Annotated in this window: 15 protein-coding genes; all 15 read left to right on the top strand. The window is 63.2% G+C overall.

Going from position 1 to position 14,972, the window contains the following annotated elements:
• Positions 1-72 precede the first annotated feature (72 nt).
• The 15 genes from K5880_RS02910 to virB11 all read left to right on the top strand — a co-directional run bounded on the left by K5880_RS02910 (position 73) and on the right by virB11 (position 14,965).
• Positions 73-1,137, top strand: a complete 1,065-nt coding sequence (locus K5880_RS02910; protein WP_218669486.1) for an ABC transporter permease — start codon at positions 73-75, stop codon at positions 1,135-1,137.
• Between the two features lie 2 nt (positions 1,138-1,139).
• Positions 1,140-2,078: an ABC transporter permease gene (locus K5880_RS02905; RefSeq protein ID WP_079365880.1), complete on the top strand. Its 939-nt coding sequence runs from the start codon at positions 1,140-1,142 to the stop codon at positions 2,076-2,078.
• A 332-nt stretch (positions 2,079-2,410) separates the two neighbouring features.
• Entirely contained in the window at positions 2,411-3,859 is a 1,449-nt protein-coding gene (locus K5880_RS02900) for an IS1182 family transposase (protein ID WP_297648518.1), read from the top strand.
• A gap of 567 nt (positions 3,860-4,426) precedes the next feature.
• Positions 4,427-4,924 carry a hypothetical protein gene (locus K5880_RS02895; protein WP_256861420.1) on the top strand — a complete coding sequence of 166 codons (498 nt, stop codon included), beginning with the start codon at positions 4,427-4,429 and terminating at the stop codon, positions 4,922-4,924.
• Positions 4,925-4,934: 10 nt separating this feature from the next.
• Positions 4,935-5,444, top strand: a complete 510-nt coding sequence (locus K5880_RS02890; protein WP_079364879.1) for a lytic transglycosylase domain-containing protein — start codon at positions 4,935-4,937, stop codon at positions 5,442-5,444.
• Entirely contained in the window at positions 5,441-5,725 is a 285-nt protein-coding gene (locus K5880_RS02885; protein WP_079364880.1) for a TrbC/VirB2 family protein, read from the top strand. Before K5880_RS02890 ends, K5880_RS02885 begins: the two co-directional genes overlap by 4 nt.
• Before the next feature lie 18 nt (positions 5,726-5,743).
• Entirely contained in the window at positions 5,744-6,076 is a 333-nt protein-coding gene (locus K5880_RS02880; RefSeq protein WP_079364881.1) for a VirB3 family type IV secretion system protein, read from the top strand.
• Entirely contained in the window at positions 6,060-8,570 is a 2,511-nt protein-coding gene (locus K5880_RS02875) for a VirB4 family type IV secretion/conjugal transfer ATPase (RefSeq protein ID WP_297648421.1), read from the top strand. Before K5880_RS02880 ends, K5880_RS02875 begins: the two co-directional genes overlap by 17 nt.
• Positions 8,567-8,995 (top strand): hypothetical protein, encoded by a 429-nt coding sequence (locus K5880_RS02870; protein WP_079364883.1) that lies wholly within the window; start codon positions 8,567-8,569, stop codon positions 8,993-8,995. Before K5880_RS02875 ends, K5880_RS02870 begins: the two co-directional genes overlap by 4 nt.
• Before the next feature lie 12 nt (positions 8,996-9,007).
• Positions 9,008-10,075, top strand: a complete 1,068-nt coding sequence (locus tag K5880_RS02865) for a type IV secretion system protein (protein ID WP_079364884.1) — start codon at positions 9,008-9,010, stop codon at positions 10,073-10,075.
• A 25-nt stretch (positions 10,076-10,100) separates the two neighbouring features.
• Complete coding sequence (locus K5880_RS02860; protein WP_079364885.1) at positions 10,101-10,796, top strand: type IV secretion system protein; 696 nt, start codon at positions 10,101-10,103, stop codon at positions 10,794-10,796.
• Positions 10,797-10,819: 23 nt separating this feature from the next.
• On the top strand, positions 10,820-11,590 hold the full coding sequence (locus K5880_RS02855) for a virB8 family protein (protein ID WP_079364886.1): 771 nt from the start codon (positions 10,820-10,822) through the stop codon (positions 11,588-11,590).
• A gap of 20 nt (positions 11,591-11,610) precedes the next feature.
• Positions 11,611-12,507 (top strand): TrbG/VirB9 family P-type conjugative transfer protein, encoded by an 897-nt coding sequence (locus tag K5880_RS02850; RefSeq protein ID WP_297648515.1) that lies wholly within the window; start codon positions 11,611-11,613, stop codon positions 12,505-12,507.
• Positions 12,504-13,823, top strand: a complete 1,320-nt coding sequence (gene virB10, locus K5880_RS02845; RefSeq protein ID WP_079364888.1) for a type IV secretion system protein VirB10 — start codon at positions 12,504-12,506, stop codon at positions 13,821-13,823. Before K5880_RS02850 ends, virB10 begins: the two co-directional genes overlap by 4 nt.
• Entirely contained in the window at positions 13,820-14,965 is a 1,146-nt protein-coding gene (gene virB11, locus K5880_RS02840; RefSeq protein ID WP_297648414.1) for a P-type DNA transfer ATPase VirB11, read from the top strand. The genes virB10 and virB11 overlap by 4 nt, the downstream gene beginning before the upstream one ends.
• The last annotated feature ends 7 nt before the right edge of the window (positions 14,966-14,972 follow it).

Here is a 14,972-nt window from a genome sequence, read left to right as displayed (position 1 = left end):
CAACCAATGAATACATCCGTACTTGCTTTCAAACTCGCGCCCAGGCTGCGCCCGTCAGTGTGGGCCTTGCGCATGACGCCGTTCGCGGCGCTCGCGATGACAGTCCTCTTGTCCGCCTTGCTCTTTTCGATGCAAGGTGCGCCACCGATCAAAGGCATCGTGACGTTGGTCGTCACGCCTGTGTCGTCCCTGGGCGGCTTAGCGGAGGTGCTGCTCAAAGCGTGCCCTCTTAGCATCACAGCCCTCGGACTGGCTGTGGCCTTTCGAACCGGCGTCAACAACATTGGCGCTGAAGGACAGGTCATCCTGGGGGGCATTGGCGCGACCGCTGTGGCACTGCACATGCCGCCTGATGTGCCGACATGGCTGGCCACTTTCACTGTTCTGGTTGGCGGGGCGTTTGGCGGCGGCGCCTGGGCTGCGCTGCCAGCAATGCTGCGCACCAGGTTCTCTGTGAACGAAACGCTATCGAGCCTGCTGCTGGTGTACGTCGCAGGGCAACTGCTCAGTTGGCTCACGGGCGGACCTTGGAGAGACCCACAAGGGCTCAACTTTCCGGAGACGGCGCTTTTTAACAGCAATGTGACGCTGCCAGGCGTGGCAGCCATGGGTTGGTCGCTTTGGGATGGGACGCGGCTTAACCTCGGCTTGGCCGTCGCGGTCGTGGCCGTCATCTCCACGATCCTGTTCATTGACAAGAGTCGAATCGGGTATGAACTCATCGTTGCAGGCCAATCCGCGCGAGCTGCGTCCTATGCAGGCATTTCAAAGCCTATGGCCATCTGGGTGGCGTTCCTGTTCAGTGGTGGTGCAGCGGGACTTGCGGGCGCAGTTGAGGTGTCGGGGTCTCTTGGGCAGTTGCAGGCAGGTTGGGTGCCCGGCTATGGGTTCACCGCGATCGTGGCCGCCTACCTGGGCCGATTGAAGCCGGCATCGATCGCCGTCTCAGCAGTGCTTCTTGCTCTGGTTGACATCGGCAGCCTTAACCTGCAAATGGAGCTTGGGCTACCCAGTGCGCTGAGCTATTTGATTCAAGGGGTACTTCTGCTGAGCATCTTGGGTATGGACCTGCTCGTGCGCTATGAGCTTCAGCGCAAGGCTCAAGTCAACCGCCCTATCGGGGCACAAGGAGTGTGAACATGGCAGGACATGATGTCGTGGGGGCGCTGCTTCAAAGTGCCGTGATTGCTGCGCTGCCGCTGATGATGGCTGGACTTGGCGAGCTCGTCAGCGAGCGAGCTGGTGTGGTCAACCTGGGGGCGGAAGGCACCATGCTGGCGGGTGCCGCGACAGGTTTCGTTGCGGTGACAGCGACGAACAACCTGTGGGCAGGGATGCTCGCGGGCTTGGTGGTGGGGTTGTTCTTGGGGGCCATTTTTGGGTTCTGTACCCTGACGCTTTACACAAGCCAGATACCCACGGGTATGGCCATCACGGCATTCGGCACTGGTCTGTCGGCCTTCATTGGGAAACTGACGCCGTCTCAACCCATCCAGCCCACGCCCAACGTCCACATCCCTTTGCTGTCCGAACTCCCTATCGTCGGGCCCGCGGTGTTTGGGCTGCCGCTCTTTGCCTATCTCGCATTGACATTGTGCGCAGCTGCGTGGTGGTTCGTGTACCGGTCGCGGGCAGGTTTGCGTCTCAGAGCGGTTGGTGACTCTCCCGTCGTGGCCCACCAGATTGGATTTCCTGTCACGAGGCTGCGATATGCCGCAGTGCTCTTTGGCGGAGCAATGTCAGGGTTGGCCGGTGCGTACTACTGCGCTGGATATGTCCTGCTTTGGCAAGAGAACATGGTGGCAGGGCGAGGGTGGATGGCCATCGCCTTGGTCCTGTTTGCAGGGTGGCGACCGATCCGGCTGGTATTCGGCGCTGTCTTCTTCGGAGCCATCACAGCCGTTCAGTTCCAGGCGCAAACCTTGGGAATAGAGTTTCCGTCACAGTTGCTGGCGGCTATTCCGTACCTTGCTACCATCGGGGTGCTTACCTACATCTCCAGCCAGAAAAAGGCCACGCAAGATATGCCGCGGTCTTTGGGGCGAACGTTCCACCCCATTGTTTCGAAGCTCGTTTGAGGTCGTATGACGAATACGAATTGCCTCGGCTGCACCATCGAAGGCTTCTCCCCATCTTTCCCTTAATGTCGGTGGTGTCTGGTCGCCGAAGGAGCGAACGGACACGCGGCCATCCTACGCGGGCTCGGGCGCTTGTGACGTCGACTGAACAAGTCATGATGGGCTTTTGACCTTGTTCGAACGGCGCCGAGCAAATGACTGCAAAGCGGCGTGTGAGTTACATCAAGGCACTGCAGCAATGTCTGCATCCGCTGGAGGCTGTGTGAAAACCCTCTCACGGCCTGTTCCCTGGGCCGGTAGAGTCCGCAGACATATTGAACACCGGGGTCAATATGTCCAGATTCATCGAGGGTCAGGATCGGCAGCAGGTCACATTGCTGCCAGAGTGCCTGGACGACTTCATTGCAGAGGACAACACGGTTCGGATCGTTGATGCCTTCATCGACGAGTTGGACCTTGCGGCGCTGGGATTCGACGGCGCAACGCCAGCTTCCACCGGCAGACCCTCATACCACCCTGCAGTGCTCCTGAAGCTGTACCTCTACGGCTACCTCAATCGCATCCAGTCCAGTCGCCGGCTGGAGCGGGAGTGCCAGAGGAACGTGGAACTGATGTGGTTGACCGGCAGGCTCACTCCCGACTTCAAGACCATCGCGGACTTCCGGCGCGACAACGGCAAGGGCATCCGCAACGTCTGCCGTCGCTTCGTGGTGCTGTGCCGCGAGTTGAAGCTGTTCACCGAGGCCGTGGTGGCCATCGACGGCAGCAAATTCAAGGCGGTCAACAACCGGGAGCGCAACTTCACACCGGGCAAGATCGAGCGGCGCGAGCGTGAGCTGGAGGAAAGCATCCAGAGCTACCTGGACGCGCTGGAGACGGCAGACCGGACCCAGCCTGCAGAGATGCAGGCCAAGACCGAGCGGCTGCACGGGAAGATCCAGAAGATGCGCCAACGCCTGCAAGGCCTGCAGGTGATCAAGGCGCAGTTGGAGACCCTGCCGGATCGGCAGATCTCCCAGACGGATCCTGATGCGCGCGCCATGACCACTTACAGCGCCAAGGGAACGGCCCTGGTGGGCTACAACGTGCAAGCCGCGGTGGACACCAAGAATCATCTGATCGTGGCCCACGAGGTCACGAACAACGGCAGTGACCGCGCGCAGCTGAGCCCGATGGCGCTGGCGGCGCGTGATGCGATGGGCAAGCGCCGGTTGAAAGCGATCGCAGATCGTGGCTACTACAGCGGCCCTGGGCTCAAGGCCTGCCAGGATGTCGGGGTTGCCGCGCTTGTTCCTAAACCGATGACATCCAACGCCAGGTTCGAAGGCCGGTTCGACAAGACCGACTTCGTCTACATCGCCCGCGACGACGAGTACCAATGCCCAGCGGGTCAGCGCGCGATTCACCGCTTCAGCCGAGAAGAAGCTGGACTGCAGATCAGCATTTACTGGTCCAGCGCCTGCCCCACCTGTTCAATGAAGGCGCAGTGCACGACGAGTGAGTACCGGCGCATCAGGCGATGGGAGCACGAGGAGGTCATGGACCAGACCCAGCAACGGCTAGACCGCATGCCCAACGCCATGACGGTGCGCAAGAGCACCATTGAGCACGTGTTCGGAACGCTCAAGCACTGGATGGGCTGGACGCACTTCCTGACCCGGGGCTTCCAGAACGTGGCAACCGAGATGAGCCTGAGCGTGTTGGCGTACAACTTCAAACGAGTCCTCAGCATCCTGGGCTTTGAGGGGGCCATGAAGGCGATGCGCCTCCTGGGCGCATGAGCGCCATCTACGGTCGCTGCGGGATGAATAGGCACCCCGAGATCGCCTCGAAGATCAATCAGACGGGTCGCTGCCGCGACCAAGCTGAGAAAACCGCCTGAACAGCCAGCGACACCCCTGCAGGACCAGTGCTTCGCGTGTTATCACACAGCCTCGCTGCAGTGCTGTCTACCCCGGCGCAAAGTCAAGAGCAAGCCCGCCCCGGCACAGTAGACGATCGACACCCGTTGAATCAATACTGCAGCCGGGTCGGCCTGAACAGTCGGCCCTCCTCCCTGAAAGTCGTGTCACAGCGACTTTGAGTTGCCCGGCTTTCATGCCGGGTTTTCTTTTGCCAGTGAAGCCGATGGTGCCGATGGTGCCGATGCGTTGTAACGTGCAGATGCTGGAAAACAGCCCAAATCCAGCAGCAGGACCCGGATCTCCCAGACCTACATTGACCTCACGGCACCCAGCGAGATGAAGTGACCTTCACCTCCGGCGGATGCGGAAACTGTGAGGTGTCAGATGGTCTTCATCCCTTCAAGGAACCGGCAAGCGCCCTCACTTCGGAGCGCGGCCCTGTTGGTGGACAAGGTCAAGAAGCTGTGCTCGGCGGGGGCAGCCACAGCTCTGCTATCCCTGGGCCTGTTCGCCCCCAGCGCCGCGCATGCCGTGGACGGCTGTCTGGTGTTGCTGTGCTTCGCAGCACCCAGCTGGAAATCAATTCCTCAGTGCGTTCCACCGATCCGGCAAGTCCTGCGCGACCTGGCGCATGGGGAGCCCTTCCCCACCTGCGGCATGTCGGGTGCGGGCAACTCGGCGAATCATGCGTGGGCACGGGCACCCGGTCGGTGCCCGCCGCAGTACACCCGCGTTTACGAGCGGGATCACACCACGCTCTACCGCTGTGATTACACGGGTGTCATCTCCGTCTCGATTGACGACAAGCCGTTCACGAAGACCTGGTGGAACTTCTCCGGCGACACGGTGACCGACTTCAGTCCTGCAGCCAAGTCCCAGTTCGGCACCTGGGACACGCGGTACGACGACGAAGAGGCGGCTTGGCGCCATTCGCATCCCTGAGGAGTTCGACATGGACGCTTCCACTTTCATGACACTGGCGCTGGCCTGTGCACCCCATGTGCACCCGCAGACGGCACATGCCTTGGTGTCGGTCGAGAGTGCATTCAACCCTTGGGCCATCGGCGTCGTGGGTGGTGCACTCGTTCGTCAGCCGCAGAACCATGCACAAGCCCTCGCCACAGCGCGGGCGCTGCAGGCCCACGGACACAACTTCAGCGTCGGATTGGGGCAGATCAACCTCGGCAACTTCGCCCGACTGGGCCTGACCACCGCCACCGCCTTTGACCCCTGCCTGAACCTGACCGCCATGCAGGAGGTTCTCGCCGAGTGTTTTGACCGGGCCAGGGGTGGCAAAGACCCGACCCGGTCAGATCAGTCAGCACTGCGCATGGCGCTCTCTTGCTATTACAGCGGCAACTTCTCGTCGGGCTTTCGCCACGGCTACGTCCAGAGGGTGATGGCTGCAGCCCGCACGGTTTCCCGTCACCAACCCAACCATGTCCCAAAGGAGTCGTCATGAACCAACAGAAGCTTTCGCCCGCCCAGGTCCGCGCGCTCGGCCTGTTTATGTTGTTGCCTCCCCAGCTGTGGGCGCAAGGCTTTGACAAGGTCAACACGACGGTCACCAACGTCAACGCGATCCTGGTGACGATCTCCGTGGCCGTGGTGACGATCGCGATCATCTGGGCCGGCTTCAAGATGATCTTTCAGGGCGCCCGGCTGGCCGACGTGGCCAACATCCTGATCGGCGGCACCCTAGTCGGCGGCGCGGCGGCCTTCGCCAGCTACATCGTCAGCTGACCTCAGCTGGTACCCGCCATGCAGGCCGAAACCATCTACAAGGGCGCAACCCGCCCGGCCATGAAGCTGGGCATTCCGCTGGTGCCACTCGTGGTGCTCTTCGGCAGCGGGATGCTGCTGATTATGTGGGGCGGCATTCTGGTCAGCTGGTGGATTGCGCTGGGCGTGGTGATGTCCTTTGTGCCCACCCTCTTCTGGATGCGCTGGGTGACGTCCCGCGACGACCAGCGGTTTCGTCAGATCTTCATCGCACTCAAGCTGCGCCTGCACGACCGCAACGGGCGGTTCTGGCGCGCTCGCAGCTACTCACCCACCCTCTTCCGGGGAGCCTCCGATGTCTGGCATCTTTGATCGACTCGGCAAGGGGTCACGCCGCGCGAAGCGCCGCCCCAAAGCGGTAGGCCCTCAGCCGCGCCACTGGTCGCAGGCGCTCGCAGAAAACCCGTTGACGCGGTTCGTGCCCTTCTCGTCGCTGCTCAGCGACCACGACGTGATCACCCGCGGTGGTGACTTTCTGAGGGTGTGGCGGCTCGACGGTGTGGCCTTCGAATGTGCCGATGACTACCTGGTCACAGAACGGCACGAAGCGCTCTGCAGTCTGCTGCGCAACCTCTCTGGCGGCCAGTGGGCCATCTGGACTCACCGTCTACACCGCAAGATTCAGGACTCGCTGACCGACCCGACGGAAGACGGCTTTGCCAAAGACCTGTCACAGGCCTATCAGGCGCACCTGAACCAGCGGGCGATGATGAGCAATGAGCTGTACCTGACGCTGCTCTACCGGCCCAACACCTCTCGCATCAGCCGGGCACTGCAGTCGCCTCAGCGGTCCAAGGCCGCCATCGAAGAGGCACACGCGGAAGCCTTGCGTGTGATGGAAGAGCGAACGGCATTTGTGCACCGGGTGCTGCGTGGCTTCGGCCCACAGTTGCTGGGTGTCCGTGAGCAACGAGGTCGCCTCTATTCGGAAGTGGCCGAGTTTCTGGGCTACCTGGTCAACGGGTACTGGAAGCCCGTGCCTTTCACGGCTGGTCCACTCCATCGCACCCTGCCCTCGACCCGCCTTTCGTTTGGTGGCGACAAGCTGGAGCTGAGAAATGGCGATCAGCGGCGCTGCGCGGCCCTGGTGGACATCAAGGAATACGCCGACGCAGTGGAGCCGGGCATCCTCAACGCTTTGCTGTACGAAGACAGCGAGTTCATCGAGACCCAGAGCTTTTCCATCCTGCCGCGCCGCGAGGCCACTCGCGCCCTGGAGCTGCAGCGCGACCAGCTGATCGCCAGCGACGATGTCGTGTCCAGCCAGATCGCGGACATGGACGAAGCGCTGAACGAACTGGGTGATGGTCAGTTCTGCATGGGCGAGTACCACTACAGCCTGGTGGTGTTCGGTAACCCCGGTGAAGACAGTCTGGCCGATGCCGGCAGGCGCGCGGCACAGGCCATCGGCGCCGTGGGCGAGTCATCGAGCCTGCAGATGTCGCCAGTGGACCTGGTGGCCGACGCGGCCTGGTTTGCCCAGATGCCGGGCAACTGGCAGTGGCGCCCGCGCGATGCCAAGTTGTCCTCGCGCGCTTTCGCCGCCCTGGCCAGCGGACACAATTTCGCCCGTGGCAAACGCGACGGTAACCCCTGGGGCGAAGCCTTGGCGCTGCTGAGAACGCCATCGGGCCAGCCGTTCTATCTGAACTTCCACAGCAGTCCCGACGGCGAAGATTCCGCCGACAAGAAGCTGCCCGGCAATACGATCATCATGGGGTCAACCGGCGTCGGCAAAACCACGCTGGAGATGTTCCTGCTGACGCTGACGCGCAAGTGGAACCCGGCGCCCCGCCTGGTGTTGTTCGATCTGGACCGGGGCTGCGAGATCGCCATCCGGGCCATGAATGGTCGCTACTTCACACTCGAAGCCGGCAAGCCCACGCATCTGAACCCGCTGCAGCGCGACCCCACGCCGGCCCGCATCCAGTTCTGGGAACAGCTGGTGCGCACCTGCATCGCGACACCCGCCCTGCCCCTGCTGCCGGCCGACGAGCGCGCCATCGCCGATGCCGTGAAAACGGTGGCGATGATGCCGACCGCCTTGCGCCGCTTCTCGACCATCCGCCAGAACCTGCCGAAGTCCGGCGAGAACAGCTTGTATGAACGTCTGGGCCGCTGGTGCGAGGGTGGCGCACTGGGCTGGGTGTTCGACCAGGCGAACGACCAGCTGATGGACCTGCAGTCAGCCTCGGTCATCGCTTTTGACACCACCGAGTTCCTGGACCTGCCCGAGGTCCGGACGCCGGTGATGCTGTACCTGCTCCAGGTGATGGAAGAACTGGTCAATGGCGAGCGGCTGATCTACGTGATCTCGGAGTTCTGGAAAGCACTGGACCACGACATCTTCAGCGACTTCGCCAAACAGAAGCAGAAGACCATCCGCAAGCAGAACGGTCTGGGCATCTTCGACACCCAGAGCCCGTCCGACGTGCTGCGCCATCCCATTGGCCGCACGATGGTCGAACAGAGCGTGACCAAGATTTTCCTGGCCAACCCGGAAGCGGTGCGCGAGGAATACGTCGAAGGTTTCGGGCTCAGCGAGGCCGAGTTCGGCATCGTGCGCAGCCTGGGCGCGCAAGGCGGCAGACGCTTTCTGGTCAAACAGGGGCACAGCAGCGCCATCTGCGAGCTGGACCTCAGCGGCTTGCAGGACTTCGTGACCGTTCTGTCGGCCACCACCGACAACGTTGCCCTGCTCGACACCGTTCGCGAACAACACGGTAACGATCCGTTGCTGTGGCTTCCGGTGCTGCTGCGCGAGGTTCAGGATCGCAAATCCCGCAACTCCAGGAGAGCGACATGAACCGGTTTCACCTCATGCTTGTCCTGCTGCCCATCGCCATAGGCAGCGCGAACACCAGTGCCCAGACCGTCAAAGGCAACGAGGCGGTTCGCACCTCGACCAGCGGTGAACGCATTGTCGAGCTGGCGCCACTGCCCAGCGCCGGCCCCATCCTCAAGTCCAAACCCTGCATGGCGCACGCGGGCTGTCACGCCGGCCCCTGGCACATGGTGGAGACACGCGACGGGCTGATGGAATGCACCGAGGTCTATGCGCGCGAAGGTACCTGCCGCGCCTCCAGCTACGGTACCACCAAGCTATCGCGCATCTGGGTGGTGAAGGCTGGAGGCCAGTGGCTGCAGTGCCAGTACCCCGACCTGGGCAGCAAATGCGTCAAGGTCTTTGCGTCGCCACCGACCAACCTGCCCTACCCGGCGGTGCAATAAAGGAGCGATGCCATGTTCGCCTGGGTCGGTTCCAACTTCGACGCGATTCTGAGCACTTACGTGCTCGGCGTGGTGTCGTCGCTCATGTCAGCGATCACGCCGATCGCGCTGTCGGCGATGACGGTGTGGGTGGCGCTCTACGGCTGGGCGGTGCTGCGCAACGAGGTGTCCGAAACCGTGCCCACCTTCGTCTGGAAGGTTTTCAAGATCGGGCTGGTGCTGGCCTTTGCCCTGCAGTCGGGCTTCTACATCAGCAACGTGTCGGACACGGCCAATGGTCTGGCCATGGGCGTGGCCAGCACCTTTCTGCCTTCGGGTGTGGACCCGGCCACCATCAGCTCGCCCTACGCCCTGCTCGACAAGTTCAACGACGACGCCAGCGCCCAGGTGGCCGACATCATGAAAGAGGCCAGCGTGCTCCGGCTTGATCTGCTGCTGGCCGGCGGCATTTTCTCCATCGGCACGGTCTTCTTCCTCTGCATCGCACTCTTCGTTGTCACGCTGGCCAAACTGTTCCTGACCTTCGTGATTGCCATCGGGCCACTGTTCATCCTGTGCCTGGCCTGGCGTCCTACTGCGCGCTTCTTCGACAGCTGGTTGTCCATGTTGCTGAACGCGGTGGTGCTCACCTGGTTCGCCTTCTTCGCGCTGGGCCTGAGCGCCTACATGGGCGCCGCGATGTTCAAGGCCATCAACGACGGTGGTGGCTTCCTCGGGAGCACCTTCAACGTGCTGGGCGAGGCCACGCGCTACTGCGTGCTCATGATCCTCATGGCCATCCTCTGCTTCCAGGCGCCCAGCCTTGCCTCGGCCCTGACCGGTGGCGCCGCCATCCAGCAAGGCGTGCAAATGATCCAGAACGCCATGATGGTCTCGGGCCTGCGCTCTGCTTCCTCGGCACGCTCGGCCGCCACCGGCACGGGCCAGGGAGGCGTGATCCGTTCAGGTGCCGGCGCCACCGCTACGGCCGGTGCTGCAGCCGCAGCCACGGGCCGATACGCCGGAAACATGGCCCGAAAGGGCTACGGAGCCGCACGGTCTGCGGCATACCGACTTGCCGCCTTGCGCGGCCGGTCCTGATCATCCACTTGCCAAGGAGCACACCATGAAGTACCGCCTCAAGGTCGCCGCCGCCGTGTTGATTTCGCTGGGCGCTACGCACGCACGCGCCACCGGCATCCCCGTGATCGATGTCGCCAACCTGTTCCAGGCGGTGCAGCAGGTGATCAACGACATCACCCAGATCAACAACCAGATCCGGCAGATCCGACAACTGCAAGCACAGATCGACAGCATCAACGGCATGCGCAATCTGGGCGAAGTGTTCAACAACCCGCTGCTCAAGAACTACATCCCGGCCGAGGCCTACACCTACCTCAACGCTATCAACACCTCGGGGTACAGCGGCCTCAACGCCACGGCCAAAACCCTGCGCGATGTCGGCATGCTCTACAACTGCCTGGACCGCAGTGGCGATGCGCGCACAGAGTGCCAGGCCACCCTGGCGCAGCCCTACCAGCAGAAAGGCCTGCTGCAAGACGCCATGAAGTCGGCCGCCATGCGGCTGGAGCAGATTCAGTCGCTGATGACCCAGATCAACGCCACCGAAGACCAGAAGTCGGTGCAGGAGATCCAGGCCCGCATCGGCGCAGAGAACGCTCTGCTGGCGCACGAGTCCTCGCAGATCCAGATGCTGCAGGGGATGGCCGACAGCGAGGAGCGCATCGCCCGAAGCCGTGAGCGCGAACGCCAGTACCAGATGCTGGGTCGGACCGGCAAGGTCTCCGACTTCCTGCCGTAAGCACCACACCACCGGAGTCCCCCATGAGTGCCATCCTGATGTCAGGTGAGGCCGCCGCATGGCCGAAACAGCCCAAAACGCCCGTGCCGAAGCCTGAAACTCCGTCGCTGCAGGCCAATCGGGACTGGGAAATCGACCGCGCGCTGATGCTGGAGCGCTCCGAGCGTCGGGCCTGGGCCGCCGCTGCCGCTGGTCTGGCGATTGGCCTGATCGGCATCGCGGCGGTCTTCGTGCAGGGGCCGCTGCGCAAGGTGGTGGAAATCCCCATCGTGGTGGACCGGGTGACCGGTGAAACCACCATCCAGCAGCGCCTGAGCGAAGAAACCATTCCCGCCATGGAGGTGCTGGACAAACACAACCTGGCCACCTTTGTCCGCGCCCGCGAGGCATACAGCTGGATGTTCCTGCAGCGGGACTTTGATCAGGTGGCCCGCATGGCGGTGCCCGCCGTGTTCGCGGAATACAACCGGCAGTTCGAGGGTGACGGGGCGCTCCAGAAGAAGGTCGGCTCCACCGAAGAATGGCGCATCAATATCGTCGGCGTGCGGCTGCGCGCCTCGGGCCGCAGCGGCAACCAGAGCGACGCCACGGTCACCTACGACAAGGTCGTCCACATGACCGACCGCAATCTGCCCGACGTGACCACCCGGCACGTGGCCAGCGTGGTCTACCAGTACCAACCCAAGGTGCTGGCCAAAGAAGCAGATCGGCTGGAGAACCCCTTTGGCTTCGTGGTCACGGCCTACCGGTCCGACCCCGAGATCAACACACCGACCACCGGAGTGAAGCCATGAACCTCCTGGTACTTCCCTTGGTGCTGGTGCCGTTGACCCTGGCTCCTCTGCACACCTTGGCGGCTCAGCCCGTCGACAAGGCCGACCCTCGACTGCGGGAGGTGGTCTACGACGCCAATGCGGTGGTCACCGTCCCGGTCAAACGCGGCATGGTGACGCTGGTGGAGTTCGACAAGGACGAGGTCATCACCGAAGTGGCTGTGGGCCAGGGTGGTGATTGCAGCAAGCCCGATGCCGCCTGGTGCGTGGCCGCCCAACCGGGTGGGCACCACCTGTATGTCAAGGCCAAAAGCGCCGCCGATGCACCCAACAACCTGGCGGTCATCACCGATCGGCGATCACACACGCTTCGCTTCGTGATCCTTTCGGACAGCGACCGCCAGCCGCCGGTCTATCGCCTCGCCATCCGGTCCCCAAAACCTGCAGCAGCCCCACCCAGTCTGGCGGAAAGGGAACTGGCCGCATTGGCGAGTCTTCCACCGATTCCGCCCCCACCAACGGCCCAGCAGATCGTGGCTGAGCGACTGGCGGCCAAGCCCACAGTGCTCAACACCCAGTACGCGCTGGCCGAAGCCGCCGGATCGGCGGACATTGTCCCCACGCTGGTCTACGACGATGGCCGGTTCACCTACCTCCGCTTCCCGGGCAATCGCGAGGTGCCTGCGGTCTTTCATGTCCTTGGCGATGGCAGCGAAACCCAGGTCAACGCCCGCATGGAAGAGGACACCCTGGTGGTGGACCGGGTCAGCCGCCGCCTGATGCTGCGTGCCGGATCGGCGGTGGTGGGCCTCTGGAACGAAGCCTTCGACCTGGAGGGCTCGCCGGCCAAAGGCTCCACCACGGTGCCGGGTGTGCAACGGGTTCTGAAATCCGATGCCTCCGTTTCGTCGCCCTCAACGCTGGGAGCCAAACCATGACCGAGCACACACAAGGTTCATCGGCACCGAACGAAGCGCCTTCGCCGCAAGAGAGCGGCAACACCATCAGCCCCTTGCCGGGCGAAGCGGGCATCCCCAACGTGGCCCGGCGGCAACCGCTGAACCTGTCCTGGAAGAACATCTCGGTCATTGGCCTGGTGGTGCTCATGGTGACGGCCATGTGCATCTTGTACGGGTACCGCTACTTCGCCGGCAGCGGCGATGCGGAGAAGGACAAGTCCTTGCTGCGGGATCGCCCATCAGCTGCGGGAGCAGGCACCCGGCAACTGGACATGACCCAGCCGGTCAAGCCCCGCGTACCCGCATTGGAGCCTACCCCTGCAGAGGCGGCCGACCCCATCAGCTTGAGGCATTCAGGCACGGCTGCCCCATCCGGACCCAAGACCTGGTCACCGGACGACGCGCCCGTGCTGGTGGTATCGTCCCGCCCGGGTGGCATCCCTGGCAACAGCGCCGACTCAACGCAGACGTCCAACGACCCTGCAGCCTCCACGTCCAGGCAGTTGCAGGACTACCAGCGCCGGCTGCAAGGGCTTCTGGACAACCTGACCCAAGGCAACGCCTTGCCGGCCGGTCTGGGCGCTGCAGCCAATGCGTCCCCACAACCGCCAGACAACGACCCCAACCTTCGATCGGCCGTGGCGGGGCTGTTCGGTGGCGAGCTGCAGGGCTCCGCCACACCACGCGTGAAGGCCTCCACCCTGGGCGACCGCAGTCTCACCTTGCCCAAAGGCATGGCCTTCGCCTGTGCACTCAAAACCCGGGTTATCAGCGCCACCTCGGGCCTGGTGGGCTGCCAAGTGCAGCGCGATGTGTACAGCGACAACGGGCGGGTACTGCTTATCGAGCGCGGCTCACACCTGGACGGCGAATATCGGATCGCTTCGCTGCGCCCCGGTACCGTCCGCATTCCCGTCCTGTGGACACGCATTCGGACGCCGAACGGCGTCACGGTGGACATCGAATCGCCCGGCACGGGTCAGCTCGGTGAGTCCGGCATGGACGGCCACGTGGACAACCGCTGGGGTGACCGCATCGGCGCGGCCATGCTGCTCTCCTTGATCGACGACTCGGTCAAGCTGGTGATTCAGAACCAGATGCAGGACCGCGAGGCGGACACCATCGTCCTGCCGTCCACCACAGAAAACACCAGCAAGCTGGCCGAAAAGGTGCTCGACAGCACTATCAACATCCCGCCCCTGATCTACCAGAACCAGGGCGGCATCGTCGGCATCTACGTCGCGCGCGACGTGGACTTCTCGTCGGTCTACGCACTGCAGCCGGTGGCACGATGAACTCCGAGGTAGACCTCCTCTTGTCCCTCTTCGAGGACCTGCAGCCCGACGGCTGGTGCGGCGATGCGACCTCGGTCGTCGAGTTCCTGCGCCCACTGCGCGAACAGCTGGATGCACCTGGCGTGCTGGAAGTGTGCGTGAACCGCCCCGGTGAACTGCAGGTGGAAACCGTGCACGGCTGGCAGCGCGTGGAAGCGCCGGCCATGACGCAAGAACGCTGCCTCTCCCTGGCCACGGCCGTGGCCACTTACTGCGATCAGCAAATCAACCAGGAACGCCCTCTGCTGTCGGCCACGCTGCCCAGCGGCGAGCGCATCCAGTTCGTCATCCCGCCTGCGGTGACGCGCGGCACCGTGTCGATCACGGTGCGCAAGCCGTCCGACCTGATCAAGCGGCTGACCGATTTCGAAAGCGAAGGTCTGTTCGATCGCATCGGCGAACGCGCTGCCTTGGGTGCGGAAGACGACGGACTCCAGCCGTTCCAGAAGCAGTTGCTCGCGCTGAAAGCGGCCGGTCGGTATGGGGAGTTTCTGCGTCTGGCGGTGCAGAAGCACCAGACCATCGTGGTCAGTGGCAAGACCGGGTCTGGCAAGACCACCTTCATGAAGGGACTCGTCGAGGAAGTCCCGCTCCATGAGCGGCTGATCACCATCCAGGACACGGCCGAACTCACCATCCCTCATCACCCGAACGTGGTGCATCTGTTCTACAGCAAGGACGCGCAGGGCACGGCGCGCGTGACGGCCAAGTCGCTGCTGGAAGCCTGCCTGCGCATGAAGCCCGACCGCATCTTCCTGGCCGAACTGCGTGGCGAAGAATGTTTCTCCTTCATTCGCCTGGCCGCGTCCGGCCACCCCGGCAGCATCACCAGCGTACACGCGGGCAGTTGTGCTCTGGCGCTGGAGCAGATGTCGCTCATGATCCGCGAGAGCGGCGCCGGGGGCGGCCTGCGACTGGACGAGATCAAGGGCCTACTGGGCATCGTGATCGATGTCATCGTGCAGTTCAACCGGGATGAACGGGGTCGCTTCATTTCCGAGATCACTTACGAGCCGCGCCGCAAGCGTTTCACCACCGACGACAAGCACTCTGGCAACGCAACCGATGAGCAAGCCGGCCTATTTGACGGAGCGCCGACATGAGCGCGTC

Origin of the sequence: Hydrogenophaga sp. (assembly GCF_025699295.1) — a bacterium.
GTDB lineage: Bacteria > Pseudomonadota > Gammaproteobacteria > Burkholderiales > Burkholderiaceae_C > Hydrogenophaga.
The sequence above is the reverse complement of the archived record's forward strand: the minus strand, read 5'-3'. Positions and strand labels throughout refer to the sequence as shown.